Source organism: Streptomyces sp. SID5643 (assembly GCF_009872555.1).
Classification (GTDB): Bacteria; Actinomycetota; Actinomycetes; order Streptomycetales; family Streptomycetaceae; genus Streptomyces; species Streptomyces iakyrus.
The window spans coordinates 48076-74548 of record NZ_WWIC01000061.1 but is presented as its reverse complement, the minus strand read 5'-3'; the positions used below and the strand labels follow the sequence as shown (position 1 = coordinate 74548).

Genomic DNA, 26473 nt, shown 5'->3' with positions numbered 1-26473 from the left:
AGGCCTTCTCGGCGCCTGCCGCAGCGGGGTGGGCTGACCCGGGTGGGGGCTGGTGGGCTGGGTGGCCCCGGCACGGTGGCTGCGTCTGCATGAGGTTCTGGCCTCGTGGGCCCACCCCACGGAGGAGGCGACCGGCTAGCCCCCGCATGCGGCCGCCCTCGCCCTGACCGGCGAGCCCGAGGTGGCCCGCCGGCTGAAGGAACTCCAGGCGCAGACCCGCCGCGGAGGGCGGCACCGGGCGGGCAGCCGACCTCATCGAGGCCGAACTGGCCGTACACAGGCCCTGAAGCCGCCGCGCCGCATCGGGCCGTCGTCACACCGCGACGGCCTGGCGGGTGAGGGTCAGGCGGGCGTTGTCGAGCGTGGCGTCCATGCGCGCCGACTGCCCCTTGGTGAACATGAACATCGCGGCGTCGTCGGTGTAGTCCATGTAGTTCATGAACATGTCGCCGTCGGGCCCGTTGCCGCACGTCACATGGGGGAAGGTCGGCGAACCGGCGTTCGCGCCGGCCTGGTTGGGGGTGTCCGCGACGAAGTCGCTGCCGCTGCACCCCTCGTCGTCGTCGCCCCAGATGTGCCGCAGGTTCAGCCAGTGCCCGATCTCGTGCACGGCCGTGCGGCCGCCGTCGAAGGGCGCCGTCGCGGTGCCGGTGGTCCCGAGGGCGGTGTGCGTGACGACCACGCCGTCCGTGGAGGCTGCGCCGCCCGGGAACTGGGCGTAGCCCAGCAGCCCGCGGCGCAGCTGACAGACCCAGAGGTTCAGGTAGATGTCCGCCGGCCAGGCGTCCTGACCACCGCTCAGGCTGAACTTGACCAGGTCGTCGGTGTCCCAGCCCGTGTTCGTGGTCTGGGTCCGCGTGATGCCGTCCGTGGGGCGGCCCAGCGGGTCGGTCCGGGCGAGGTGGAACTGCAACCGGGAGTCGGCGACCAGCTCCTGCCAGACCGCCGGGACCTTGCTCACGTCCGGGTTCGTCGCACGGAAGTCCCGGTTCAGCACGTCGATCTGACTGTGGATCTGGGCATCGCTCACGTTCTGCTCGGGCGTGTTGTGCACGACGTGCACCACGACGGGGATGTCGATGAGGCCCTGGCGGGCGGTGACCTGGTCCATCGACTCGTAGGCGAAGGCGGTGTTCTCGATCAGGGCCCGGTTCTCGGCGTACTCCGGGTTCAGGGTGAGGAGTCTGCGGTGCACCTCCATGGCGCCGCACCAGCGGCTGTAGTCGGGCGAGGTGGCGCGAAGGAATGCCTGCGCATCGGACATGGCTTGCCCCTCGGGGGAGCTGGGGTGTGCCGCGCACGCGGCTGCGGAACTGCGCGTGTCTCACGCGCCGCGAGGGCCGGGCGACGCCGGGCGGAGCGTTCGGTTGCCCGTTCCCTGCGAACCCATACACTGATAATTCTAGTCACTTCGGTGTAAGAGCGGCAATGTGGACGGCTTGGGTGAGTGAGGTGGCCGGGTCATGGGAGAGCCCCCGTCGGACCTGTTCCGTTCGTGGCTCCACTCCTACGAGGAGGATGACGACGACGTGCGGGTCTACCGGCCCGACGACTTCCCCTTCCCGCCCGCGCGCGGGCGCCGCGGCATGGAGTTCGCACCTGACGGCACCTTCGTCGACCACCCGCTGGGACGCGGTGACGCCCCCGGCACCGTGCCCGGGCGCTGGCGGCTCGTAGCGGACCGCCGTATCGAGCTCACCTTCGGGGGCGACCGCCCGGACCGGGCGCTGGAGATCGTGCGCTGCGACGCGGACGTCCTCCAGGTGCGGCGCCTGACCTGACGCGGGGCGCCTGACGCGGGGCGGCGAAAGGCCCGTTGGTTGCCCCGGCAACCAACGGGCCGATGACCCCGCAGCGGAGATCAGACCTTGAGGGGCTCGCCCTCGTCGTCCCGCACCACCGCTCCGGCGACCGCCTGCGGCGTCTCGTCGTGCGTGAGGTCCGGCAGCCGGTGCAGCCACTTCGGCAGGTACCAGTTGCGCTCGCCGAGCAGCGCCATCACGGCCGGCAGCAGCACACCCCGGATGATCGTCGCGTCGATGAGCACCGCTGCCGCGAGGCCGACGCCCATCTGCTTCATGGACTGCATCGACAGCGTCCCGAAGATGGCGAACACGGCGACCATGATGACCGCGGCACTGGTGACCACCCCGGCCGTGGTGACCACGCCGTGCCGGATCGCGTCCTTCGTCGCCAGACCCCGCAGCCGCGCCTCGCGGATCCGGGAGACCACGAACACGTGGTAGTCCATCGACAGACCGAACAGGATGACGAAGAGGAACAGCGGCAGCCAGGTGATGATCGCGCCGACGCCCTCCGCGCCCACCAGGGACGCGCCCCAGCCGTGCTGGAAGACGGCCACGAGGATCCCGTACGCGGCGCCCACCGACAGCAGGTTCAGCACGATCGAGGTGACGGCGATGGTCAGCGAGCGGAACGACAGCAGCATCAGCGCGAAGGCGAAGACCACGACGAACGCGAACACCGGGACCACAGCGCCCGCCAACTGGTCGTTGAAGTCCTTGGAACCCGCGACCTGCCCGGTGATGGGCGCCTCGACCCCGGCGACCTTGCCGAGCGTGGCCGGCCGCACCTCGTCGCGCAGCTTGTCCAGGCTCGCACCCGCCTTGTCCAGATCGGAACCGCCGACGAGCGGAACGTAGACGAACGCCATGTTCTGCGCGTCGTGCAGCTTGATCTCCACCGGCCCGCGCGAGGCGCCCGAACTGATCGCCCGGTCACGGAAGTCGGCGAGCGCGGACTTCACCTCGGGCGCGTTGATGTCGTCCGCCTTAACGACCACCTCGGCCGGCTCGGAACCGCCCGGGAAGGCCTCGTTGAGCCGGTTGTACGTCTGGACGATCGGCAGCGAGTCACCGAACTCCTGGTCCAGCGTGAGCTGCTGCGTCTTCATGCCGAGCGCGGGAGCCGCGATGGCCAGCAGCGCTCCGGTCGCGACGACCACCGCGATCACCGGCTTGGCGAGGACGCGCCGCAGCACGGCCGTCCAGAACCTGCTGTCCTGGCTGCCGCCGCTCTTCCTGCGCCGGCGCAGGAACGGGATGCGGCCCTTCTCGACGCGCTCACCGAGCAGCGACAGCAGCGCGGGCAGCACCGTCACGGACCCCACCATCGCCACGGCCACCACCATCAGCGACGCCAGGCCCATCGCCTCGAACTCGGCGAGGCCGGTGAACAGCATGCCCGCCATCGCCACGCACACCGTGACACCCGAGACGACGATCGCCCGGCCGCTGGTCGCGGCGGCGATCCTGAGAGCCGTCTGCGCGTCCCGGCCGGCCTCGCGCTCCTCGCGCTCGCGGCGCAGGTAGAACAGGCAGTAGTCGACGCCGACGGCCAGGCCGATCAGCAGCATCACGGAGTTCGCGGTGTCGCTCATCGGCATCACATGGCTGACGACGCCCATCAGGCCCATCGTCGCCATGATCGCGGTGATCGCCAGCACCACCGGCAGCAGCGCCGCCACCAGCGCGCCGAACGCGATCAGCAGGATGCCGAAGGCCACCGGCACCGCGGAGTACTCGGCCTTCTTGAAGTCGTCGCCGAACGCGTCGTCGAACGTCTTCATCATGCTGGCGCCGCCGATCTCCTCGATCCGCAGCGCCTCGTGGTCCTGCTGGACGCCCTCGACGGCCTTCAGTACCGGCTCGACCCGCTCGCCCGCGGTGTCGGACTCGCCGCGCATGTCGAACTGCACGAGCGCGCTGCGGCCGTCCTTCGAGATCGTCTTCGTGTCGTACGGCGAGGCCACCTCGGTGACCCGGCCGGTCCCCTCGACCGCCCGCACGACGGCGTCGACGGCGTCCCGGAACTCGGCGTCCGTCGCCTTCAGGTCACCGCCCTTGGCCTGGATCAGCACGTTCTCACTGGCCGGCTCGTCGATCCCGGCGTCCTCGATGATCCGCGCGGCGGTGTGCGTCTCGCCCTTCAGCTGGTCGCTGTCCTTGACGTCGACCCGGCCCGCTGCCGAACCGAGCCCCATCGCCAGGACGACGAACAGCACCCAGATACCGACGGCAGCCCATCGGTGCCGGGCGCTCCAGCCGCCGGCCCGGGCGGCGAGGCCCCGCACCCGTATGTCTCCGTTCCCCATGACGGGCTTGCCCCCTCGAAGTGTGGTGGCGGCCCCCTGCCGCCCCCTTTCGCTTCGAAGGTATGGGCCGGATAAGGCCATCTCGTCGTGCTGTCCGGTGAAGTGGCGGAGCCCGGGCTCATCCCCATGGAGCGAGCTCCCTCCCCACTGGGGAGGACCCCCACGGACTGTGGCCCCTTACACCTATCGTCAGACATATCGGTCTCCTCGGGTGTGTGGATCCTGAGCAGACGGTTGTGTCCCGCGAAGACGGGTGAGTAATTTACGGGGCCGGGCAGCTGCCCGCGGCGGCCGTCGTGCCCACCCCCACGGGGCACGACGGCCGCTTTATCGTGAGCGGATGACGACGACATACGCGGCCCTGCTGCGCGGCATCAACGTGGGCGGCAGCCGGAAGGTCCCCATGGCCGGCCTGCGCACACTCCTGACGGACCTCGGCCACGACGACGTCCGCACGTACCTCCAGAGCGGCCAGGCCGTGTTCTCCTCCGGCCACGGCAGCGAGGAGTCACTGGCCGGCGAGATCGCGCAGGCCATCGAGAAGCGGTTCGGCTTCGGCGTCGACGTGATCGTGCGCGACCACGCCTATCTGCGGGCGATCGCCGAGGCCTGCCCGTTCCCCGCGGCCGAACTGGAGCCCAAGCAGCTCCACGTCCCCTACTTCTCCGCGCCCGTCACCCCCGACCGCTTCGCGGAGATCGACCAGAACGCCTGCCTCCCCGAGGAGTTCCGCCTCGGCGACCGGGCTCTGTACCTGTACGCCCCGAACGGCCTCGGCCGCTCCAAGCTGGCCGAGCACCTGTCGAAACCGCGCATCAACAAGGGCGTGACCGCCACGACCCGCAACTGGAACACCGTCGTCAAGCTGGTGGAGATGACAGGTGTCTGAGCGCAACCCGGCCGTCGAGTCCGCGATGGAGGGCGAACTCGCCCTGCTCACCCCGAAGGTCCGCCGGTCGCCCGAGCGGGTCGGGGCGCTGCTGCACCCCGACTTCCACGAGTTCGGAGCCTCCGGCCGGCACTGGAGCCGGGCCGCCATCATCGCCTCCCTGGCCGCCACCGCCGAGTCCGGCACCGAGGCCGTCGCCGTCTCCGCGCTGAGAGGCGTGCAGCTCGCCCCGGACCTGGTGCACCTCACCTACGACACCGAGTACGACGGCAGCCACGCCCACCGCAGTTCGCTGTGGCGGCGCACGGAGGGCCGCTGGCTGCTCTGGTTCCACCAGGCGACCCCGTTCAGCGCACGGGCGAGTTGACCCTGCGGTTCCCAGGCGGGGCCGTGGCCGGAGCGGCCCCCCGGCACGGGCAACCCGCCGGCTGTTCCCGTGAACGCGCCCGTCGCCCCCTGCGTACCTACGGAGGGACGGCACGAGAACGGAGTCTCGCGAGAGGAATCGCACGGCGACCGACAGGAGCCCGCAGTCATGAGCGACACGAACCTCGTCTACACCTACGCGGTCCTGCGCCGCACCCCCGAGGCCGCGGCGGCCACGGCCCACCTGCGCGGTGTCGCCGGGGAACCGATCCACCTGGTCGCCCCGGCCGTGAGCGGCCACCAACTCGCCTTCGCCATCGGCCACGTCCCGTCCGCCGACTACGACGACGTCCCCCTCCAGGCCCATCTCCACGACGTGGACTGGCTGGAGTCCACGGTCCGTACCCACCACGCCGTGGTGGCCGCCCTGGTCGCCTCCGGCGCCGCCGTGCTTCCCCTGCGCCTGGCCACCGTCTACCCCGACGTGGACCGCGCCCGGCAGGCGCTCGACACCCGCCGCGGCTACTTCCTCTCCCTTCTCGACCGCCTCACGGGCCATGTCGAACTCGGCGTCAAGATCTACGCGGCCCCGGACATCACCCCGCCCGAGGACGGCCCGGAGCCCGCGCAGGACCCGGTCACCGGCCTCGGAGTGGGCCGCGCCTACCAGGTGATCCGCCGCCGCAGACAGCGCCGGAACGAGGAGGCGTGGCGCACGGTCGTCCAGGCCGCGGCCCGCCTCACCGACACGGCCCGCACTCTCGCCGTGGACCGCGTCGCCCACACCCCCGAGCGCGGCAGCCTGGCGGGCACGGCCCCCGGCACCAACGTCGCCAACGACGCCTACCTCGTCCCGGCCGACCGCGTCGTAGCCTTCCGCGCGGGCATCCTCGCGGCCGCCCAGGGCGTCCCCGGCCTCCGCGTGGAGATCACCGGCCCCTGGGCCCCGTACTCCTTCGCCCTCCAGCCGGAACCCCACGAGGAACCGGCGGCGTGACGGCCGGCCCGTCCGGCTGACGTATCAGGCGCTCACGGCCGACGGCAACGGCATCCGAGCCGCCTCGTACCGGTCCAGCACGACCCGCGCCACCTCCGGCGCCGGGCCCAGGACGTCCGCCAGGACGTCCGCCTGCGCCGCGCCCCGGGCGATGCGGTCCGGGAGGAAGCCGGGGGCCAGGACGTAGGGGGCGACGGCGACGCGGGTGCAGCCGAGGGCGCGGAGTTCGCGGACGGCGTCCTCCGTGCGCGGGAGGGATGCGGAGGCGAACGCAGGCCGCACGGCGCACCAACCGGTGTGCCGCCACTCCCGCGCGATTTCTGCGATCACTGCGATCGCCTCCGGGTCGGTGGACCCCGCCGAGGCCAGGACGACCCCCGTCGAGGACTTGTCGGCGGGGGTCAGGCCCGCCTCGTACAGGCGGCGTTCCAGTGCCGCCAGGAGCAGGGGTGAGGGGCCCAGGACGTCCGCCTGGTGGATGCGCAGCTGCGGGGGCGCGTCCGCGAGGACCGCCGGGATGTCCGCCTTCGCGTGGAACGCCCGGGTGAGGAGCAGGGGCAGGGCCACGACGTCGCGCACGCCCTGCACCGCCAGGGACTCCAGGACCCCCTGCACCGAAGGGACGTTGAAGTCCAGGAAGCCCGTCTCCACCCGTACGTCGGGGCGCGTCGCGCGCACCCGGCGTACCAGGGCGTGCACCGTCGCGGCATGCCGCGGGTCGCGGCTGCCGTGGGCGATGACGAGGAGAACGGGCTTGTTCGTCATGGGACTCAGCTCTTCACCAGCAGGCCGCGGCTGCGCAGCACCCACCGCTCCAGCGGGCTGAAGATCAGCAGGTCGATGGCGATGCCGACGATCAGGATGAGCAGGATCGCCTCGAACACCATGGCCATGTCGCTGGCGTTGCGGCCGTTCTCCAGCAACTGGCCGAGTCCGACGCCGAGGTCGGGGAAGGACGCGATGATCTCGGCGGCCATCAGGGAGCGCCAGGAGAAGGCCCAGCCCTGCTTCAGGCCCGCCACATAGCCGGGCAGGGCCGCGGGCAGGACGATGTGCCAGGTGCCCTTCAGGCCCGTGGCGCCCAGCGTGCGGCCCGCGCGCAGGAACAGCGGGGGGACCTGGTCCACGCCGGAGACCAGACCGTTGGCGATCGACGGGACCGCGCCGAGCAGGATCACCGCGTACATCATCGAGTTGTTCAGACCCAGCCAGATCACCGCAGGAGGCACCCAGGCGACCGACGGCAGGGACTGGAGGCCCGACAGGATCGGGCCGATCGCCGCACGGACGAACTTCACGCGGGCCACGATCAGACCCAGCGGCGTGCCGATCAGCAGGGCGAAGCAGAAACCGAGCAGGCCACGCGAGACGCTGGTCCAGATGTAGCCGAGCAGCTCGCCCTGGAGCCACGCCGTGCGCACGACGTCCCACACCGCGGACGGCGCGGGCAGCTTGGTCGGGTCGTCGACGACCTTGAACGAGACGAGCGCCTGCCAGACCGCCAGGACCAGCGCGACGGCGAGGACGGGCGGCAGGATCTTCTGGGTGAGGGTCTGCCGGAACGGGGTCCGGCTCGTCTGCCGCGTCTCCAGCGCGTCGAGACCCGCCTCGAGCCCGGCGAGATCGTTGCCGTCCTTGGCGACGGTCGGCGAATCAGTGCTGGCCATGACGGCGGATCTCCCCACGCAGTTCTTCGGTGATCTCGACGGAAAGCTCCGCCACGGCGGTGTCCTCGATGCGGCGCGGATGCGGGATGCCGACCGTCCACTCACGAGCGATCCGCCCGGGCCGGGAGGACAGCAGCACCACACGCTGCGCCAGCCGGACCGCCTCGCGCACGTTGTGCGTGACGAACAGGACGGACAGCTGGGTCTCGCGCCAGATGCGGGTCAGCTCGTCGTGCAGCACGTCCCGCGTGATGGCGTCCAGCGCCGCGAACGGCTCGTCCATCAGCAGCAGCTTGCTCTCCTGGGCGAGCGCCCGCGCCAGGGCGACGCGCTGGCGCATACCGCCCGACAGCTCGTGCACCCGCTTGCCGTACGCGCCCTTCAGCCGCACCAGTTCGAGCAGTTCCTCGGCCCGCTCCCGGCGCTCGGCCTTCGGCACGCCCCGCAGCTTCAGGGCGAGTTCGATGTTCTTGCCCGCGGTCAGCCACGGGAACAGCGCGTGCTCCTGGAACATCAGCGCCGGACGGCCGTCCGTGGCGATCTCGCCGGCGCTGGGGCGGTCCAGGCCCGCCACCAGGTTGAGCAGCGTGGACTTGCCGCAGCCCGAGGCCCCCAGGAGGGTGACGAACTCTCCGGGCGCGACATCGAGGGTGATGTCGTCCAGGACGAGCTGCTGCCCGGCGGGCCCCGCGAACGACTTGGACACGTGGTCGATCCGGGCGGCGTGCGTGGCCGACTCGGTGCCGTCGGCGGCCTTGGCGAGGGTCGTGGCCATGGTCGTCACCTCCTGGGAACTCTTCACAATGCGCCTTCGGGATGCGGCTTCGGGATGCGGGCTTACTTCACGCCGAGTCCGGCGTCGTCGACCGCGGGCAGGCCCTCGGCCTTCAGGACCTTGTTCAGCGGCGCGAGGTCGTAGATGCCCTTCAGGTCCGGCTTCTCCAGCAGCCCCGCCTTCACCGCGTGCTCCGCCTCGGTGCTGAGGGTGGAGGCCAGCGGGTCGTCGGTGAACCGGATCGACTTCCACGCCGGGTCCAGCACGTCGGCGGGCAGCGCCTTACCGGTTTCCTGCTCCAGCAGCTTGTTCGCCGCTTCCTTCGCCGCGTCCGGGTTGGCGTTGATCCACTTGTTGGTCTCGACCGAGCCCTTGAGCACCGCCTCGACGACCTTCGGGTGCTTCTTGAGGAAGTCCTGCCGCACGATGATGTTCGTGATCACGAACTTCTTGTCCGGCCACAGCGTCGACTCGTCGAGCAGGACCTTGCCGCCCTCGGCGACCAGCTTCGACGCGGTCGGCTCCGGCACCCACGCGCCGTCGACCGACCCGGCCTTGTAGGCGTCCGGGGTGACCTTGTTGTCGCTGCGGACGACCGTGACATCGCCCTTGCCGCTCTGCGGGTCGACCTTCCAGCCCTGCTCCGCGGCCCAGTTGAGGAACGCCACGTCCTGCGTGTTGCCGAGCTGCGGGGTCGCGATCCGCTTGCCCTTGACGTCCTTCAGCGACTTGATCCTGTCCGGGTTGACCACGAGCTTCACCCCGCCGGACGCCGAACCGCCGATGATGCGCAGGTTCTCGCCCGCGGACTTGGTGTAGCCGTTGATCGCGGGGGAGGGACCGATCCAGCCGATGTCGATCGAACCGGAGTTGAGCGCCTCGATCTCCGAGGGGCCGGCGTTGAAGACGGCCGGTACGACCTCCGTGGCGCCGAGGGCCTTCTGGAAGATGCCCTTCTGCATGCCGACCAGCGCGGTGCCGTGGGTGAGGTTGCCGAAGTAGCCGATCTTGACTTGGTCGAGACCCTCGATCTTCTTCGCCCCGGCGGCGACCTTGGCGGTGCCGTCGTCCTTGGCCTGGGAGCCGTAACCGCAGGCGGCCAGGGTGAGCAAGGGGACGGCGGCGATGACCGCGAGGCCGCGGCGCAGAGCGGATGATGCAGGCACGGGAGGTGGTCCTCTCGGAGGCCCGGCGGTCACGTCCGGTTCAGGTCGTGGCCGGGAGTTCGGCGGGTTTTCGTCGACGGCGGTGGGGGGTGAGGGCGCGCAGGCAGTGCGCGTACGTCAGCGCACACATCGCGCAACCCCGCCCTGCCCGCTGCCGAGAGCACCGCTGCCGACGCGGCCGCCCTCCTTGGCGAACATCGAGTAGAAGTCCGGGGAGGTCATGTCAGAAGTCCCACCCGTCGTCCTCGGACTCGTCCTTGACCGGCTCCGGGGCCGCGAAGGACTCGCCGACCATGCCGGCGGTGAGGGTCTGGCCGTCGTTCGGGTCGATCAGGATGAACGAGCCGGTACGGCGCGAGTCGGCGTAGGAGTCGACCGGCAGCGGCTCGGCGGTACGGACCTTCACCCGGCCGATGTCGTTGGCGACGAGCTGTCCCGGGTGCGGGTGCAGGGACAGGTCGTCGAGTGTGAGACGGGACGGGATGTCCTTGACGATCGCCTTGACCGTGCGGGTGCCGTGCTTGAGGAGTACCCGGTGGCCGACCGTCAGCGGGGCGTCGGCGACGTGGCAGACGGTCGCTTCGATGTCCTGCGTCGTCGCGGGCGCGTCCTTGCTCGGCACGATCAGGTCGCCGCGCGAGATGTCGATGTCGTCCTCCAGCAGGAGGGTCACCGACTGCGTCGTCCAGGCCACGTCCACCGGCTCGCCCAGCAGGTCGATGCCGGAGATCTTCGAGGCCCGGCCGGACGGCAGCACGGTGACGGACTCGCCCACGCGGAAGGAGCCGGCCGCGATCTGCCCGGCGTAGCCCCGGTAGTCCGGGTGGTCCGCGTTCTGCGGGCGGATCACGTACTGGACGGGCAGCCGGGCGTGGCAGTGGCTCAGGTCGTGGCTGACCGGCACCGTCTCCAGGTGCTCCAGCACGGTCGGGCCGCCGTACCAGTCCATGTTGGCGGAAGGCTCCACCACGTTGTCGCCGACGAGTGCCGAGATCGGGATCGCGGTCACCTCGGGGACACCCAGCTCGGTCGCGTACGCCGTGAACTCCTCGGCGATGCCCGCGAACACCGTCTCCTCGTAGCCGACGAGGTCCATCTTGTTGACGGCCAGCACCACGTGCGGCACGCGCAGCAGGGCAGCGATGGCCGCGTGGCGGCGGGTCTGCTCGACGACGCCGTTGCGGGCGTCGACCAGGATCACCGTCAGCTCGGCGGTGGAGGCGCCGGTGACCATGTTGCGCGTGTACTGCACGTGGCCCGGGGTGTCGGCGAGGATGAACCGCCGCAGGGGCGTGGCGAAGTAGCGGTAGGCCACGTCGATGGTGATGCCCTGCTCCCGCTCGGCGCGCAGGCCGTCGGTGAGCAGTGCGAGGTCCGGGGCCTCCTGGCCGCGGCTCGCGGAGACCCGCTCCACGGCCTCCAGCTGGTCGGTGAGCACCGACTTGGAGTCGTGCAGCAGCCGCCCGACGAGGGTGGACTTGCCGTCGTCGACGGAACCGGCGGTGGCGAACCGCAGAAGCGTCGTTTCCGCGAGTTCCTCGGTGGTGATGGTGCTCATCTCTAGAAGTACCCCTCGCGCTTGCGGTCTTCCATCGCGGCCTCGGACATCTTGTCGTCGGCGCGGGTGGCGCCCCGCTCGGTGAGCCGGGAGGCGGCGATCTCCACGATCACCTTCTCGATGGTGTCGGCGTCGGAGTCCACCGCGCCGGTGCAGGACATGTCACCCACGGTCCGGTAGCGCACGAGCCGCTTCTCGACCGTCTCGCCGTCCTTCGGCCCGCCCCACTCGCCGGCGGTCAGCCACATGCCGCTGCGGGAGAACACCTCGCGCTCGTGGGCGTAGTAGATCTGCGGCAGCTCGATGCCCTCGCGGGCGATGTACTGCCACACGTCCAGCTCGGTCCAGTTGGACAGCGGGAACACGCGGACGTGCTCACCGGGCGCGTGCCGGCCGTTGTACAGGTTCCACAGCTCCGGGCGCTGGCGGCGCGGGTCCCACTGGGAGAACTCGTCGCGCAGGGAGAACACCCGCTCCTTGGCCCGGGCCTTCTCCTCGTCGCGGCGGCCGCCGCCGAAGACGGCGTCGAACTTCTCCGCCTGGATCTTCTCGGTCAGCGGCAGCGTCTGGAGCGGGTTGCGGGTACCGTCCGGGCGCTCCTTGAGGACACCGCGGTCGATGTACTCCTGCACGGAGGCCACGTGCAGCCGCAGCCCGTGCCGCTCGACCGTGCGGTCGCGGTAGTCGAGGACCTCGGGGAAGTTGTGCCCGGTGTCCACGTGCAGCAGCGAGAACGGCACCGATGCCGGCCGGAAGGCCTTCAGCGCCAGGTGCAGCATGACGATGGAGTCCTTGCCGCCGGAGAAGAGGATCACCGGCCGCTCGAACTCGCCCGCCACCTCGCGGAAGATGTGCACCGCCTCGGACTCCAGGGCGTCGAGGTGGGAGAGCGCGTACGGGCTTTCGGTCCCCTCGGAAACGGTGGCGACGGTCGTCGTCATGCCAGTCCCCTTTCGCTGAGCAGGGCGTACACCGACGCCGCGGACTCCTGCACGGTCTGGTTCTGCGACTCGATGCGCAGGTCGGGCGACTCGGGCGCCTCGTACGGGTCGTCGACCCCGGTGAGCCCGGTGAGCTCGCCCGCGGCCTGCTTGGCGTACAGGCCCTTCACGTCCCGCTCGCTGCACACCTCGACCGGCGTGGCCACGTGCACCTCGACGTAGGCGGTGCCGTTCGCCTGGTGGCGCTTGCGCACCGCCTCGCGGCTGTCCTGGTACGGCGCGATGACCGGGACGAGGGCCAGCACGCCGTTGCGGGCGAGCAGTTCGGCAACGAAGCCGATGCGCTGCACGTTGGTGTGCCGGTCCTCGCGGCTGAAGCCGAGACCCGCCGAGAGGAACTCGCGGATCTCGTCGCCGTCGAGCACCTCGACCCGGTGGCCCTCCTCGCGGAGCCGGCCGGCCAGTTCGTGGGCGATCGTGGTCTTGCCGGCGCTCGGCAGACCCGTGAGCCAGACGGTGGCTCCGGTCGTCACGTCACTCTCCTGAATCGTCGTCGTCATCCGTGCAGCCCGCACTCGGTCTTGCTGCGGCCCGCCCAGCGGCCGGCGCGCGCGTCCTCGCCCTGAAGGACCCGGCGGGTGCAGGGCGCGCAGCCCACGGAGGCGTAGCCGTCCATCAGCAGCGGGTTGGTCAGCACGCCGTGTTCGGTGACGTAGGCGTCCACGTCGTCCTGGGTCCAGCGGGCGATCGGCGAGATCTTGACCTTCTGCCGCTTCTCGTCCCAGCCGACCACCGGGGTGTTCGCCCGGGTCGGGGACTCGTCGCGGCGCAGACCGGTCGCCCAGGCCTGGTAGTCCTTCAGGCCCTCTTCCAGCGGCTGGACCTTGCGCAGCTTGCAGCACAGGTCGGGGTTGCGGTCGTGGAGCTTCGGGCCGTACTCGGCGTCCTGCTCGGCGACCGTCTGCCGCGGGGTGAGCGTGATCAGGTTGACGTCCATCACGGCCTCGACCGCGTCGCGGGTGCCGATGGTCTCCTCGAAGTGGTAGCCCGTGTCGAGGAAGACCACGTCGACGCCGGGCATGGCACGGGCGGCGAGGTGGGCGACCACCGCGTCCTCCATGGAGGAGGTCACGCAGAACCGCTTGCCGAACGTCTTCGCCGCCCACTGGAGGATCTCCGGCGCGGAGGCGTCCTCAAGATCGCGGCCCGCCTGTTCGGCGAGCTGCTTCAGGTCCTCGGTGGTGCGCTCTTCCTGAGCGGTCGTCATATCTGTGCCCCTCCGGAGTCGGATCGCTTCAGTCCCTGGGCCAGCAGCCCCAGGAACTTCAGCGAGAAGGCCCGGCTGCACGCCGCGCATTCCCACGCGCCGTGCCTGCCCTCCGCGGCCTCACTCGGACGCAGGTCCTCGTCGCCGCAGTAGGGGCAGTAGAACGGTGCCGCCCGCTCGCTCATGACAGGGCCTCCTCACTGGCCCGCGCCGCCCACGCGGCGAACCGCTCGCCGTCCTCGCGCTCGGCCTGGAACCGCTTCAGGACGCGCTCGACGTAGTCGGGCAGTTCCTCGGAGGTGACCTTCAGACCGCGGACCTTGCGGCCGAAGCCGGCCTCCAGGCCCAGGGCGCCACCCAGGTGCACCTGGTAGCCCTCGACCTGTTCGCCCTGGTCGTTGAGCATGAGCTGGCCCTTGAGACCGATGTCCGCGACCTGGATACGGGCGCAGGCGTTCGGGCAGCCGTTGAGGTTGATGGTGAGCGGCTCGTCGAAGTCCGGCAGACGACGCTCCAGTTCGTCGATCAGCTGCGCACCGCGCTGCTTGGTCTCGACGATGGCGAGCTTGCAGAACTCGATGCCGGTGCAGGCCATGGTGCCGCGCCGGAACGAGGAGGGCCGGGCGGTGAGATCGAGCGCCTCCAGGGCCTCGACGAGCGAGTCGACCTGGTTCTCCTCGACGTCGAGGACGATCATCTTCTGCTCGACGGTGGTGCGCACCCGGCCCGAGCCGTGGGCCTCGGCGAGGTCGGCGATCTTCGTGATCGTGGCGCCGTCGACGCGTCCCACCCGCGGGGCGAAACCGACGTAGAAGCGGCCGTCCTTCTGCCGGTGCACACCGATGTGGTCGCGCCACAGCTGGGACGGCTGCTCCGGGGCGGGCCCGTCCACCAGCTTGCGCTTGAGGTACTCGTCCTCCAGGACCTGCCGGAACTTCTCGGCGCCCCAGTCCGCGACGAGGAACTTCAGGCGGGCGCGGGTGCGAAGCCGCCGGTAGCCGTAGTCACGGAAGATCGAGATGACGCCCTCGTAGACGTCCGGGACGTCGTCGACCGACACCCAGGTGCCCAGCCGCACGCCCAGCTTGGGGTTGGTGGACAGGCCGCCGCCGACCCACACGTCGAAGCCGGGGCCGTGCTCGGGGTGGACGACGCCGACGAACGCGACGTCGTTGATCTCGTGCACCACGTCCAGCACCGGCGAGCCCGAGATCGCCGTCTTGAACTTGCGGGGGAGGTTCGAGTACGCCGGGTTGTTCAGGACGCGGCGCTTCATCTCCTCCAGAGCCGGGGTGCCGTCGATGATTTCGTCCTCGGCGATGCCCGCCACCGGCGAGCCGATCATCACACGCGGGGTGTCGCCGCAGGCGGTGACCGTCGACAGGCCCACGCCCTCCAGCCGGTTCCAGATCTCGGGCACGTCCTCGATCCGGATCCAGTGGTACTGGACGTTCTGCCGGTCCGTGATGTCGGCGGTGCCGCGCGCGAACTCCTGCGAGATCTCGCCGATGACCCGCAGCTGCCGCGTGGTCAGCGCCCCGCCGTCGATCCGGACGCGCAACATGAAGTACTCGTCGTCCAGCTCCTCCGGCTCCAGGATCGCCGTCTTGCCGCCGTCGATGCCGGGCTTGCGCTGGGTGTACAGCCCCCACCAGCGCATCCGGCCGCGCAGATCGTTCGGGTCGATCGAGTGGAAACCGCGCTTGGAGTAGATCGTCTCAATGCGTGTCCGCACATTGAGACCGTCGTCGTCCTTCTTGAACTGCTCGTTGCCGTTCAGCGGGGTGTGGTGCCCCACGGCCCACTGACCCTCACCGCGGTGACGGCTCACCTTGCGGCGGGGAGTCGCGTCGGCAGGCTTCTGCGGGGTGGCGGCCATGGTTGATACGTCCTTCGGACAGGCGGGAATGCGGCTCTGACCTGCGCGTGCGCGCACGGGCATAGGTGCGCGTCATTGCGCGGGAAAGGAGAGGAGAAAGGGGATGTCGGGCGCGGGCTGAGTACGCTCAGTGCGCCGGACAGATGGCGCTGGACATGCGGCCGAGGTCGACGTGCCGCCGACTCACCAAGGCAATTCCAGTTCCGGACATGACGGAAGCGTGTCACGGCGATCTGGACACAGTCCAGCTTCGTCCAAAATGCGGACACCCTTGTCTCGCAGAGCAAGACAAGGGTGGTGTAGGTCACATGGGGTGGTTCTGAGGTGTCCGTCCAGGTCAGACGGGGAACGCCCCAGGCCACGGTCCCGGAGCGGCGGCCTCCGCCTCCTCCTCGACCTTGGTGTCGAACAGCGTGAAGCCCCGCCGCAGATAGTTGTCCATCGCGTGCTCGCCGTCCTTGCTGCACGTGTGCAGCCACACCCGCTTCGTCGGCGCCAGTCCCGCCCAGCGGTCCGCGAGGTCCCAGGCCCGGGCCGTGCCGTACGACAGCAGGTGACCGCCGATGCGCCGGCCCCGGAAGGCGGGGAGCAGCCCGAAGTAGACGATCTCCACGACCGCGTCGTCCTGCGCCTCCAGCTCCACGTACCCCGCGGGCGTGCCCCGGTCGTAGGCCACCCACGTCTCCACCCCGGGCCGCTCCAGGTGCTCCACCCAGCGCGCGTACGGCCAGCCGAGCCGGTCCGTCCAGAGGATGTCGCCGCCCACCGACGCGTAGAGGAACCGGCTGAACTCGGGCGAGGGCACCTCGGAGCGGACGACCCGGACGTCCCCGTCCGGCGCGACGGCCGGCAGCAGGTCGGTCGGGGCGGTCTGCTCCAGGGACCAGGTGGTCACGGCGATGGTGGTCATGCGGGCCAGAAAATCATCCGACCCACTCGTCTGTCGATCGGCCCCGTGCTCCGCGCGCGGCTCCGGTCAGTCCAGCGCCCGGTCGATCGACGTCAGCGGCAGGGCGAACAGCATCCGCCCCGACTGGGACCAGACCTCGCCCGTCTCCTCCCAGTAGGACAGGGAACCCGACCGGCCGCTCCAGCAGTGCCGCGTCCCGTCCGTGCCGCACTCCGTCGCCCGTGCGCCGTCCGTGTCCTGGCGCCACAGCGTGCCGTGCCCGCCCGGACTGCCCGACGCCCGGTCCAGGTACCAGCCGGTGCGGTGGGCCAGGACGCCCCGCACGTCCGCCGTCTTCGTCTCGTACGCCTCGACCGGGTTGGCGTCCCCGGACGAGTCGGTGGCGAGCAGCCCGGAGCGGGCCGGGTCCCGGCTCAGCGCGTAGCGCCACAGCCGGGTGGGCCGGTCACCGTCCGCCGGCACCCACTCGCTCGCGACCAGGCTGTCGGGGGAGGTGCTGCGGTCCAGGGAGACGGTGGCCGGGCGGGCCGCGTCGTCCCCGCCGGGCAGCGTGTACGAGCCGACGGCCGGCAGCACGAACCGGTAACCGTGCGCGGCCCAGCCGCCCCGCACCCGCCCGACCGCGTCGGACTCGACGGTGGCGCGCTGGATGCGGTCCATGTCGTACACGTAGAGCGCGTCCCGGTCGCCCTCGCGGGTCGTCACCAGCAGCTTGTCCTGGTACCAGACCATGCCGGACAGCGGGGAGACCAGCCCCCGGTAGTCCCGCCCGCCGTCCACCGGGACGGCCAGCAGGGCCCATGTGTAGCGCGGCGCGCCCGGGTCGTTCGCGTCGACGAAGGCGACCTTGGCCAGGCCCTGCCCGGGGGCCGGACCGTCCAGGGAGCCGCCCTCGGCGCCCCGGGTCCAGCCGGACAGGATCACGCGGTTCGCGCCCCAGCGGCCGTCGTCGTCCGCGTCGCCCGAGGTCGTGACCGCGCCGGCCCGCCAGCCCCGGGTGCCGGCGGCGCCGAAGCAGTACGCGCGCGTGGCCGCCGGGTCCACCGGCAGGGCGTGCTTCTCGGGGCCCGGGCAGTCGGCCGCCTCCCGCAGCGGGACGTCGGCGTTCTCCAGGACCGTGCCCACGCCGACGGGCCGGCCCATCTCCGACGCGAGCCGGTCCAACCACCGCCCGGGCACCCGGTGCTCGGCCAGCGGCAACCGCCCGGCACCGTCGGACGCGGAGACCGGCTTGAGAGCCCCGGGGGCGTCGGCGACGGTGGCCTGCGAGGCGCTGATCATGGTGGCGGCGGCGGTGAGCGCGAGAGCCGTCCCGGCCAGGGTCGCGCGCAGCGCCCTGCCCCGCCTGCGCCGCCGGTGTCTGCCGCGATGCTTCATAACGTCCTCCCGAGACGGACCAACTGCGCCTGTTGATCCGCACGTTGACGGAGGAGCAGGTGGGGTGGCCCGTAGAGGGATGCTACGGCAGGTGAGCGGCGCGCGGGACGAAGACCCTGCAAATATGCGAAAGATGCACCCCTCGGGGCGCCTTGTGCGGCACGCGCCGTGAACCTCAGGGTGCCGCTGCGGATCCCCGCTGCCCGCTCACCGCCGGTGCGGTCGAGTGCGGCAGCAGATCCCGCGGATCGTCCGGGAGCAGCACCTCGATCTCGGTGCCCTCGGCGAACCGGTACGGCCGGTGCTCCAGAAACGCCCCCAGATACCGCCGCACCCGCGACATCTCGGCACGCACCGTCACCGTGCGGGCCGGATCGCCGAACACGTCCCCGGCCAGGCCCGAGGCGCTGCGGCCGGCGCGGTGAACGGCGAGCAGATACAGCAACTCCGCATGCCGCGGGCTCAGTTCCCGGGTCCAGGAGCCCGCCCCGCCGAGCACCTCCACCGACCAGCGCCGCGCCTGCCTGAGGTCCAGCACGATCCTGGCCGGGCCGCGCGGCACCGGCTCGTCCCCGGCCGCCCGCACCAGCCAGCCCCCCGCCAGCGGCTCCACCGAGCACAGCCCGAGCGCCGGCAGCCATCTCGGGCCCGCCGACAGCGACTTCGGCAGCGCCACCCGCCGCGCGTACGGCATACCGCTGACCGCGGCGGTCCAGCCGTCCGGATCGACGACCAGGGCGCGGCCGCCGATCCGGGCCAGCACCGGCGCCGCCACCGCCCGCAGCCGCTCCAGCGACTCCGTGTGCATCTCCCGCAGCCGGGCCTCGGCGAGCCGGGCCACCGATCCCACCCAGGCGAGCGTGGCCGGATGCATCGTCTCCAGCGGACCGCTCACGTCCACCACACCGAGCAGCCGGCCGTCCCGCGGATCCGTCAGGGGCGCGCCCGCGCAGGTCCAGTCGGCCTGGGAGCGCACGAAGTGCTCGGAGGCGAAGACCTGTACGGGCCGGCGCACCACTGCCGGGGTGCCCAGACCGTTCGTGCCGACGACGTCCTCCCGCCAGTCCGCGCCGAGTTCGAAACCCAGCCCGTCGGCCCTGCGCAGCACCGGCGGGCTGCCCTCGCGCCACAGCACCCGGCCCTCCTCGTCGGCCACCACCATGATGTGGTGGGCGACGTCCGCGGCCGCCAGCAGCCCCTCCCTCAGCACCGGCAGCACATGGCGCAAAACCGACGTCTCGCGCCGCCGCTGCACCTCCTCGCGGGACAGCGGATCCGCCCGCACGTCGTGGTCCGGATCCACACCACTGCGCATCATCCGCTCCCAGGACCGCTCGATCACCGGACGCGGCGCCACCGGAGCGGGCTGCCCGGCCAGCCGCGCCGAGCGGACCTGCTTCAGAACCCGGGCCGCGCGCGTGCTGTCGACGGCGGCCAAGTGCGTGACGTCCATCCGCGTGCGCCCCCCGGAGTGGCTTCTGACTGTGCGTCTCATAGTGCCGTCTGCCCCCGGTGGCGCGCGCACACTCCGCACACAGTCAGCAGCAAGTTGCAACCCCCTGCAACCCTGGTGGACGGCCCGGACGTGTCCGAAACTTGAGCGGCGCCTCCCCGAGCGGCGTTCAGCCGCTCGAACGGGCCCGTACGGCGGGGGTGGTGCCGTGTCGGCGCAGCACCACCCCCGCTCTTCCGCGCACCCGTACGACGGCCCTGCGGATCAGGACACCGGCCGCGCCCGCTCCACCACCGACGCCAGGTCCAGCGTGTGCGGCAGCGTCCCGAACGCGGCCCCCGCGTCGCCGCCGAGCCGCCCCGCGCAGAACGCGTCGGCGACCTGCGGCGGTGCGAAACGGACCAGCAGCGAGCCCTGGAGCACCAGCGCGAGCCGCTCCGCGAGCCGCCTCGCCCGCCCCTCCACGCCCTCCAGATCCGCGAGTTCGGTCAGCAGGTCCTTGATCGCCCCGTCCAGGCGGTGATCGGCGCCCCGCGCCTGCCCGACCTCCCGCAGATACGCGTCCAGCGCGCCCGGCTCCCGCTGCAACGCCCGCAGCACGTCGAGCGCCTGGACGTTGCCCGCGCCCTCCCAGATCGAGTTCAGCGGCGACTCGCGCACCAGCCGCGGCATCGGGGACTCCTCCACGTACCCGTTGCCGCCGAGGCACTCCGCCGCCTCCACGGCAACCGGCGGGCACCGCTTCGTCACCCAGTACTTGGCGGCCGGCACCGCGATCCGCAGCAGCGCCCGCTCCTGCTCACCGCCGTCGTCCCAGGCCGCCGCGAGCCGCAGCGCCAGGGCCGTCGCCGCCTCCGACTCCAGCGCCAGGTCGGCGAGGACGTTGCGCATGAGCGGCTTGTCGACGAGCTTCCCGCCGAACGCCTCGCGGTACGTGCAGTGGTGCACCGCCTGCGCCACCGCCTGCCGCATCAGCCCGGCGGAGCCGAGCACGCAGTCGAGCCGGGTCGCCGCGACCATCTCGATGATGGTGCGCACCCCGCGCCCCTCCTCGCCGACCCGGCGCCCCCACGTCCCGTCGAACTCGACCTCGGCGGAGGCGTTCGACCGGTTGCCCAGCTTGTCCTTGAGCCGCTGGATCCGGAACACGTTGCGCGTGCCGTCCCGCAGCACCCGCGGCACCAGGAAACAGGTCAGCCCGCCCGGAGCCTGCGCCAGCACCAGGAAACCGTCGGACATGGGCGCAGAGCAGAACCACTTGTGGCCGGTCAGCTCGTACGTCCCGTCCTCGGCGAGGGGCCGCGCCGACGTGCGGTTGGCGCGGACGTCACTGCCGCCCTGCTTCTCCGTCATCCCCATCCCGAACAGCGCCCCGGCCTTGAGGTGCGCCGGCCGCAGCTCCTGGTCGTAGACCATGGACGTCAGCCGCGGTTCCCACTCGGCGGCCAGCTCCGGGTCGGCACGCAGGGCGGGCACCGCGGCGTGCGTCATCGACAGGGGACAGCCGTTGCCGGCCTCGACCTGCGTCCACACCACGAAGGCGGCGGCCCGCCGCAGATGCCCGGCCGGCCGGCCCCACGCCGCCGTCAGACCCGCAGAGACGCCCTTGCCGAGCAGCCGGTGCCACGACGGGTGGAACTCGACCTCGTCGGCCCGGTTGCCGTACCGGTCGTGCGTCAGCAGCCGCGGCGGGTTCTCGTTGGCCAGCCTGCCCCAGTCCTGCACCTGCGCCGAGCCGGAGGTGCGGCCCAGCGCCGTCAGCTCGCCGAGGACCTCCTCGCGCAGGTCCGGATCCAGATGCCGGGCGACCGCGTCGGCCAGGGCCCGGTCGGCGGAGAAGACGTCGTACCCGACCAGCGGCGGGACCTGGTTCGTCACGGTGTGCGTGCTGCCTGCCATGCTGCGAAAGTACCCCGCGGCGCCACCTTGGCACCCGGCGGACCCGGTCCGGTCCGCGAAGACCCGGCCTGTGGGTGAGTGGGGCCGGGCACGGCGGATACCGTTAGGGGGTGCAGCCAGCAAGTGAAACCCCCGACACACCCTCCGGGCGCCTCCACCGGGCGCGAGCCCTCTACCGGAACGTCTCCAAGCGCAGGACCGCTTGGCTGCTGCTCAAGGACACCGTCAACTCCTGCATCGAGTACCGCATCCTGGGCCTCGCGGCCGAGGCCGCGTTCTTCACTCTGCTGTCGGTGCCGCCGCTGCTGCTCAGCATGATCGGACTGCTCGGCTACGTCGACGCGTGGACCGGCGCCGACACCATCCAGAGCCTCCAGACCAACCTCCTCGAGGCCTCCCGCACCATCCTGTCCGACCAGGGCGTCCGCGAGATCGCCCAGCCGATCCTGCACGACGTGATGAAGGGCGGCCGGCCCGACGTCATCTCCATCGGCTTCCTGTTCGCCCTGTGGTCGGGCTCCCGCGCGGTGAACGTCTTCATCGACACCATCACCGTCATGTACGGCCTCGACGGCGTCCGGGGCATCGTCAAGACCCGCCTGCTGGCCTTCCTGCTGTTCATCGTGGCCCTGCTGATCGGCTCGGTCGCGCTGCCGCTGATGGTGGCCGGCCCGGACGCGGTGGTGCGGATCGTGCCGTGGTCGACGACGGTCGTACAGGTCCTGTACTGGCCCACGGTGATCCTCCTGTCGATCGCCTTCCTGACGACGCTGTACCACGTGTCCGTCCCGGTCCGCTCCCCGTGGATCGAGGACGTGCCCGGCGCGCTGGTCGCCCTCGGCATGTGGGTGCTCGGCAGCTTCCTGCTGCGGATCTACCTGACCAGCACCGTCGAGGGCCCCACGATCTACGGCTCCCTGGCCGCGCCCGTGGCCGTGCTGCTGTGGATCGGTGTGTCCGCGTTCGCCGTCCTGGTCGGGGCCGCGGTCAACGCCGCCATCGACCGGGTCTGGCCGGCCGCCGCGACGGCCGCGGCCCGCGAGGCCAACGAGCGGCTGCGGCAGGCCCAGGTCGCCGAGTACGTCGCCCGCGCCGGTGCCGCGGGCGAGGCCGACCCGGACATGCCCTCCGAGTTCCCGGAACGCTGGTCCCGCTTCCTGCCTCCGGAGGACGTGTCGGCCCGCCTGCGCACCCATGTGAAGAGCACCCACGTGAAGAACACCCAGTTGAAGACCACCCAGGTCAACGGGGAGGGGCCCCCGCCCGAGGACCAGTGACGGCGACCGGCCCTCAGGCCTGCCAGGTCCCGGCCGCGGCCTCCTCGCGCACGAAGTCGCCGAAGTCCCGGGGCGCGCGGCCCAGCACCTCCCGTACGCCGTCCGAAAGATGCGCGTTGCGGCCGTCGAGGAGCGTGCCGAAGATCTCCGTCATCCCCGCCACCTCCTGCGGCGGCACACCGAACCCGGCCAGCGCCTCGCCGTAGTCCCGCGTCGAGACGGCCCGGTACCTCAGCGGACGCCCCGTCGCCGCGGCGATCTCCGCGACGGCCTCCCCGAAGGTCAGCAGCCGGGCCCCGGAGAGGGTGAGGATCCGCTCCGCGTACCGGTCGCCCGAGGTCAGCACGCGCACCACCACGTCCGCGATGTCCCGCACGTCGAGGAACGGCTCGCGCACCCCGTCGGCCGGGAACACCAGCTCGCCGCGCTCCCGCAGCTCCGCCACCAGCGGCCCCTCGCTGAAGTTCTGCGCGAACCAGGCCGCCCGCACGACCGTCCAGTCCGCCCCCGAGGCGCGCAGAGCCTCCTCGGTGGGCAGGGCCTGGTCCTCGCCCCGCGCCGACAGCAGCACCAGCCGCCGCACACCGAGCCCGACCGCCTCCCGCGCGAGCGCGCCGACCACCTCCGCGGCGCCCGGGGCGCCGACGTCCGAGGGGTGGGCGAGGTAGGCCGCGTCGGCGCCCCGCAGGGTGTCCGCCCAGGTCGAGGCGTCCCACCAGTCGAAGCCCGTCGCCCGCGAAGCCGCCCGGACCGTGAGCCCGGCCGCCTCCGCGGCGCGCGCCACCCGGCTCCCGGTACGCCCCGTGGCGCCCGTCACCACCACCCTCCTGACCTGCGTGTTCCGTGCACTGTTCCGTGCCCTGTTCCTCGCTGTGTTCTCCGCTGTGTTCGTCATGCCGTCGAGTCAACTGCCGTACGCCGCACGGAACCATCGCCGAACGGCTCATTCCCATACGCCCGCGTCTACGCTGGCCGCATGGACGCTCTCGCCGGTCTGCTGGAGGGGCCCCGCGCGCGGGGCGCGTTCATGATCAGGGCCTGCTTCGACCCGCCGTGGGCGGTACGCGTCGAGGACCGGGCCCCACTCACCGTGATGCTCGTCGTCCGCGGCGAGGCCTGGATCGTCCCCGACCGGGGCGAGCGGACGCGGATCGGGGCCGGGGACCTCGCCATCGCCCGCGGCCCGGACCCGTACACCTGCGCCGACACCCCCGGCACGGCACCGCAGGCGGTGATCCTGCCGCACCAGGAGTGCCACTACCCCGACGGACGGCCCCTCAACGGCTCCATGGACCTCGGCGTGCGCACCTGGGGCGACCGGCTCGACGGGGACACCGTGATGCTGATCGGCACCTACCCGCTGCGGGGCGAGGTCGGCGGACGGCTGCTGGACGCCCTGCCGCCGCTGCTCACCCTCCCCTCCGACGTGTGGGACTGCCCGCTCACGCCGTACCTCATGGAGGAGATCGTCCGGGACGGGCCCGGGCAGGAGGTCGTCCTGGACCGGCTGCTGGACCTGCTGGTCATCGCCGCACTGCGGGCCTGGTTCGCACGCCCCGAGGCGGAGGCACCGGCCTGGTACCGGGCCCTCGCGGACCCCGTCGTCGGCGGCGTGCTGCGCCTGCTCCAGGACGACCCGGCCCACCCCTGGACCGTCGCCTCGCTCGCCGCGAAGGCCGGGGTGTCCCGAGCCGCGCTGGCCCGCCGCTTCACCGCCCTGGTGGGCGAACCGCCGATGACCTACCTGACCGGCTGGCGCCTCGCCCTGGCCGCCGACCGCCTGCGCGACTCCGCCGACACCCTCGACGCAGTGGCCCGCAGGGTGGGCTACGGCAGCGCCTTCGCCCTGTCGACGGCGTTCAAGCGGGTCTACGGGGTGAGCCCGGTGGAGTACCGGGGGCGGGCGGCGTAGCGGCACCGGCACCGGTACTGATCCTCGCGCCCGTCGCCGGGCCGCGGCGTAGCCTGGCCCTCGTGTACGAGGAACGGGCGTCGCGGCTGCCCGGGGCCGTCGTGTGGACCAACACCCCGACGGGGCCCGGGGCGGGGCGTGTCCTGCCCGACGGGTGCATGGATCTGCTGTGGCACGACGGGCGGCTGATGGTCGCCGGGCCCGATACCCGCGCGTACCTCCCGGACGGTGTGACCGGGCCCTGGGCCGGCATCCGCTTCTACCCGGGCACGGCCCCGGCGCTCCTGGGCGTGCCGGCGCACGAGCTGCGCGACCGGCGCGTCGAGCTCGCGGACCTGTGGCCGGCCGCGCAGGTACGGCGCATGTCCGGCCGGGTGAACGCGGCCCCCGACCCGGCGAGCGGCCTGGAGGAACTGGCGCTGCGGCGTGCGGCCGGTGCCGAACCCCCCGACCCGCTGCTCCGGCAGATCGTCACCGCCCTCGACGCGGGCCGTCCGGTCGCCGCCACTGCCGACGAACTCGGCCTGGGCGCGCGCCAGTTGCACCGCCGTTCGTTGTCCGCCTTCGGCTACGGCCCCAAGACCCTGGCCCGCATCCTGCGGCTGCGCCGCGCCCTCGCACTGGCCCGGGCCGGTGTGCCCTTCGCGGAGACGGCCGCCCGGGCCGGATTCGCCGATCAGGCCCATCTGGCCCGTGACGTAAGGGACTTGGCGGGACTGCCGCTGGGTGAGCTACTCGGCGGCGGCTAGCGGGGCGAACAGGTCCACCCCGTTGCCGTCCGGGTCGTGCACCACGGCGTACCGCTGGCCCCAGAAGGCGTCCCACGGCTTGAGCTCGCCCTCGCAGCCCGAGCCGACCAGCTCGTCGTACAGGGCGTCCACCTCCTCCGGTCCGTCGCAGCGCAGGGCCAGCGAGGCACGGCCGCCGCCCGCGGGCGGCTGCCAACCGGGCATGAAGGAGCGGACCGTCTCCTCGGTGTCGAGCAACAGCCGCAGCCCGCCAAGCAGTTCCGCTTCGGCGTGCGGCTGGTTCTCGGCGCCGTCCGGGAAGGCGAACCCGATCCGGCGGTAGAACGCGACGGAGGCGGCCATGTCGGAGACGACCAGGCCGATGGCATCGAATCGTGCAGTCATGAAGCCACCGTAGGCAGGCCCGCACCGCCCGGTCTTGAAGAAAACGGACGTCCCGTGCCGCCCGCCCTCGAACGACCTCCGGACGCCTGCGGGGCGGTGGTGTTCCTCTCCGCAGGCGGCGGCCCTTGCGGGTCCCCGGCGGCCCGTCTCCCGCCGGGACGCCGCCGCACCGCGCGTGAACCGTCCCAGGGCGGTCCGGGGACGCCGGCAGGGCTCGCCGCGGGTACCGCCGGCCCGTGAGGTTGTGCCGTGCCAGACGAGACGAGCCGCCCCAGGGGAAACCCGCCGGGGGACGGCGGTTCGGAAAGGACAACCGCATGAGCATGCGCAATCGGGCCGTGGCGATGGCGACGGCCGTGATGCTGGGGGCCGGGGGGACCGGCATCGCCCTGGCCCCGGCGGCGAACGCCGCGCCCGCCTACTTCGGCATCGACGGCAAGGGCATCGTGACCAACGACTGGGAGGACGAGGAGAACCTCGGCGTCGACGCCTACTCCAGGGGCAACGCCATCGCCCTGTGGGAGACCGTGCTGTGGGCGGACGGCGCCGAGTGGGAGGACGACGAGGGCGAGTCGCAGCCCTTCAGGAAGAGCCGGATCGACGGCTCCTTCGGGCCGGAGACCGAGTCGGCCACCCAGTGGTGGCAGAGCCGGCACAACCTCCCCGAGACCGACGGCACCGTCGACAGTGAGAGCTGGGACTTCGCCCAGAGCCGGCTCCAGAGCCTCCCGGGCAACATCGTCCAGTACAAGGGCCTCGTGCGGAACGTCAACTTCAAGCGCGTGGGCGGCAAGTACCAGGTGAAGCTGAAGAACGTCGGGCCGTGGAAGTACGCCCACTACCGCACGGTCGGCTGAGCCGCACCGCCGCCGGGGGAGCGGCCGGCCGTGACG

27 protein-coding genes are annotated in these 26473 nt (G+C 71.9%); 8 read left to right on the top strand and 19 right to left on the bottom strand.

Annotated features, from left to right (window positions below):
* Positions 1 to 313: 313 nt before the first annotated feature.
* On the bottom strand, positions 314 to 1264 hold the full coding sequence (locus tag GTY56_RS07685; protein ID WP_161363799.1) for a zinc metalloprotease: 951 nt from the start codon (positions 1262 to 1264) through the stop codon (positions 314 to 316).
* A gap of 199 nt (positions 1265 to 1463) precedes the next feature.
* Here GTY56_RS07685 and GTY56_RS07680 point away from each other — a divergent pair, with 199 nt between their 5' ends.
* Positions 1464 to 1781, top strand: coding sequence for a hypothetical protein (locus GTY56_RS07680; protein ID WP_161363797.1), 318 nt, complete (start codon positions 1464 to 1466; stop codon positions 1779 to 1781).
* A gap of 80 nt (positions 1782 to 1861) precedes the next feature.
* On the opposite strand, the gene GTY56_RS07675 is transcribed toward GTY56_RS07680, so the two are convergent.
* Positions 1862 to 4114, bottom strand: a complete 2253-nt coding sequence (locus GTY56_RS07675) for an MMPL family transporter (protein WP_161363795.1) — start codon at positions 4112 to 4114, stop codon at positions 1862 to 1864.
* A 340-nt stretch (positions 4115 to 4454) separates the two neighbouring features.
* Between GTY56_RS07675 and GTY56_RS07670 the strand changes: the two genes are divergently transcribed.
* The 3 genes from GTY56_RS07670 to GTY56_RS07660 all read left to right on the top strand — a co-directional run bounded on the left by GTY56_RS07670 (position 4455) and on the right by GTY56_RS07660 (position 6366).
* A complete protein-coding gene (locus tag GTY56_RS07670) occupies positions 4455 to 5003 on the top strand; it encodes a DUF1697 domain-containing protein (protein ID WP_161363793.1) in 549 nt (182 codons plus the stop codon).
* Complete coding sequence (locus tag GTY56_RS07665; RefSeq protein ID WP_161363790.1) at positions 4996 to 5370, top strand: DUF4440 domain-containing protein; 375 nt, start codon at positions 4996 to 4998, stop codon at positions 5368 to 5370. The genes GTY56_RS07670 and GTY56_RS07665 overlap by 8 nt, the downstream gene beginning before the upstream one ends.
* A 168-nt stretch (positions 5371 to 5538) precedes the next feature.
* Positions 5539 to 6366, top strand: coding sequence for a GvpL/GvpF family gas vesicle protein (locus tag GTY56_RS07660; protein ID WP_161363788.1), 828 nt, complete (start codon positions 5539 to 5541; stop codon positions 6364 to 6366).
* A 24-nt stretch (positions 6367 to 6390) separates the two neighbouring features.
* On the opposite strand, the gene GTY56_RS07655 is transcribed toward GTY56_RS07660, so the two are convergent.
* The 15 genes from GTY56_RS07655 to GTY56_RS07585 all read right to left on the bottom strand — a co-directional run bounded on the left by GTY56_RS07655 (position 6391) and on the right by GTY56_RS07585 (position 21258).
* Positions 6391 to 7131 (bottom strand): sirohydrochlorin chelatase, encoded by a 741-nt coding sequence (locus tag GTY56_RS07655; RefSeq protein ID WP_161363786.1) that lies wholly within the window; start codon positions 7129 to 7131, stop codon positions 6391 to 6393.
* Between the two features lie 5 nt (positions 7132 to 7136).
* On the bottom strand, positions 7137 to 8033 hold the full coding sequence (locus tag GTY56_RS07650) for an ABC transporter permease (RefSeq protein WP_161363784.1): 897 nt from the start codon (positions 8031 to 8033) through the stop codon (positions 7137 to 7139).
* Entirely contained in the window at positions 8020 to 8808 is a 789-nt protein-coding gene (locus GTY56_RS07645) for an ABC transporter ATP-binding protein (protein ID WP_161363783.1), read from the bottom strand. The genes GTY56_RS07650 and GTY56_RS07645 overlap by 14 nt, the downstream gene beginning before the upstream one ends.
* A 62-nt stretch (positions 8809 to 8870) precedes the next feature.
* Positions 8871 to 9974: an aliphatic sulfonate ABC transporter substrate-binding protein gene (locus GTY56_RS07640; protein WP_161363781.1), complete on the bottom strand. Its 1104-nt coding sequence runs from the start codon at positions 9972 to 9974 to the stop codon at positions 8871 to 8873.
* 223 nt (positions 9975 to 10197) lie between these two features.
* On the bottom strand, positions 10198 to 11532 hold the full coding sequence (gene cysN / locus GTY56_RS07630; RefSeq protein ID WP_161363779.1) for a sulfate adenylyltransferase subunit CysN: 1335 nt from the start codon (positions 11530 to 11532) through the stop codon (positions 10198 to 10200).
* A 2-nt stretch (positions 11533 to 11534) separates the two neighbouring features.
* Positions 11535 to 12473, bottom strand: coding sequence for a sulfate adenylyltransferase subunit CysD (gene cysD, locus GTY56_RS07625; RefSeq protein ID WP_161363778.1), 939 nt, complete (start codon positions 12471 to 12473; stop codon positions 11535 to 11537).
* Positions 12470 to 13006 (bottom strand): adenylyl-sulfate kinase, encoded by a 537-nt coding sequence (gene cysC, locus GTY56_RS07620; protein WP_161363776.1) that lies wholly within the window; start codon positions 13004 to 13006, stop codon positions 12470 to 12472. The genes cysD and cysC overlap by 4 nt, the downstream gene beginning before the upstream one ends.
* Positions 13007 to 13029: 23 nt before the next feature.
* Positions 13030 to 13740: a phosphoadenylyl-sulfate reductase gene (locus tag GTY56_RS07615; RefSeq protein ID WP_161363774.1), complete on the bottom strand. Its 711-nt coding sequence runs from the start codon at positions 13738 to 13740 to the stop codon at positions 13030 to 13032.
* On the bottom strand, positions 13737 to 13925 hold the full coding sequence (locus GTY56_RS07610) for a hypothetical protein (RefSeq protein WP_031133932.1): 189 nt from the start codon (positions 13923 to 13925) through the stop codon (positions 13737 to 13739). The genes GTY56_RS07615 and GTY56_RS07610 overlap by 4 nt, the downstream gene beginning before the upstream one ends.
* Positions 13922 to 15619 (bottom strand): nitrite/sulfite reductase, encoded by a 1698-nt coding sequence (locus GTY56_RS07605; RefSeq protein WP_161363772.1) that lies wholly within the window; start codon positions 15617 to 15619, stop codon positions 13922 to 13924. Before GTY56_RS07605 ends, GTY56_RS07610 begins: the two co-directional genes overlap by 4 nt.
* Before the next feature lie 127 nt (positions 15620 to 15746).
* Positions 15747 to 15830 (bottom strand): putative leader peptide, encoded by an 84-nt coding sequence (locus GTY56_RS41290; protein ID WP_311241247.1) that lies wholly within the window; start codon positions 15828 to 15830, stop codon positions 15747 to 15749.
* Between the two features lie 126 nt (positions 15831 to 15956).
* Positions 15957 to 16529: a GNAT family N-acetyltransferase gene (locus tag GTY56_RS07600; RefSeq protein WP_161363771.1), complete on the bottom strand. Its 573-nt coding sequence runs from the start codon at positions 16527 to 16529 to the stop codon at positions 15957 to 15959.
* A gap of 66 nt (positions 16530 to 16595) precedes the next feature.
* Positions 16596 to 17906 (bottom strand): hypothetical protein, encoded by a 1311-nt coding sequence (locus tag GTY56_RS07595; RefSeq protein WP_161363769.1) that lies wholly within the window; start codon positions 17904 to 17906, stop codon positions 16596 to 16598.
* 175 nt (positions 17907 to 18081) lie between these two features.
* Positions 18082 to 19359 (bottom strand): GAF domain-containing protein, encoded by a 1278-nt coding sequence (locus tag GTY56_RS07590; protein ID WP_161363768.1) that lies wholly within the window; start codon positions 19357 to 19359, stop codon positions 18082 to 18084.
* 264 nt (positions 19360 to 19623) lie between these two features.
* Positions 19624 to 21258, bottom strand: coding sequence for an acyl-CoA dehydrogenase family protein (locus tag GTY56_RS07585; protein WP_161363766.1), 1635 nt, complete (start codon positions 21256 to 21258; stop codon positions 19624 to 19626).
* Positions 21259 to 21368: 110 nt separating this feature from the next.
* Here GTY56_RS07585 and GTY56_RS07580 point away from each other — a divergent pair, with 110 nt between their 5' ends.
* On the top strand, positions 21369 to 22535 hold the full coding sequence (locus tag GTY56_RS07580; RefSeq protein ID WP_161363764.1) for a YhjD/YihY/BrkB family envelope integrity protein: 1167 nt from the start codon (positions 21369 to 21371) through the stop codon (positions 22533 to 22535).
* A gap of 13 nt (positions 22536 to 22548) precedes the next feature.
* Here GTY56_RS07580 and GTY56_RS07575 read toward each other — a convergent pair whose 3' ends face one another.
* Complete coding sequence (locus tag GTY56_RS07575; protein WP_161363762.1) at positions 22549 to 23430, bottom strand: NmrA family NAD(P)-binding protein; 882 nt, start codon at positions 23428 to 23430, stop codon at positions 22549 to 22551.
* An 81-nt stretch (positions 23431 to 23511) separates the two neighbouring features.
* Here GTY56_RS07575 and GTY56_RS07570 point away from each other — a divergent pair, with 81 nt between their 5' ends.
* Both GTY56_RS07570 and GTY56_RS07565 read left to right on the top strand, forming a co-directional pair.
* Positions 23512 to 24447 (top strand): AraC family transcriptional regulator, encoded by a 936-nt coding sequence (locus tag GTY56_RS07570; RefSeq protein WP_161363760.1) that lies wholly within the window; start codon positions 23512 to 23514, stop codon positions 24445 to 24447.
* Between the two features lie 62 nt (positions 24448 to 24509).
* Positions 24510 to 25196: a helix-turn-helix domain-containing protein gene (locus tag GTY56_RS07565; RefSeq protein ID WP_161363758.1), complete on the top strand. Its 687-nt coding sequence runs from the start codon at positions 24510 to 24512 to the stop codon at positions 25194 to 25196.
* Here the strand turns inward: GTY56_RS07565 and GTY56_RS07560 are convergent.
* Positions 25179 to 25580, bottom strand: coding sequence for a VOC family protein (locus GTY56_RS07560; protein WP_161363754.1), 402 nt, complete (start codon positions 25578 to 25580; stop codon positions 25179 to 25181). The genes GTY56_RS07565 and GTY56_RS07560 overlap by 18 nt on opposite strands.
* Positions 25581 to 25897: 317 nt before the next feature.
* Here GTY56_RS07560 and GTY56_RS07555 point away from each other — a divergent pair, with 317 nt between their 5' ends.
* Positions 25898 to 26437: a peptidoglycan-binding domain-containing protein gene (locus GTY56_RS07555; protein WP_161363752.1), complete on the top strand. Its 540-nt coding sequence runs from the start codon at positions 25898 to 25900 to the stop codon at positions 26435 to 26437.
* Positions 26438 to 26473: the final 36 nt, after the last annotated feature.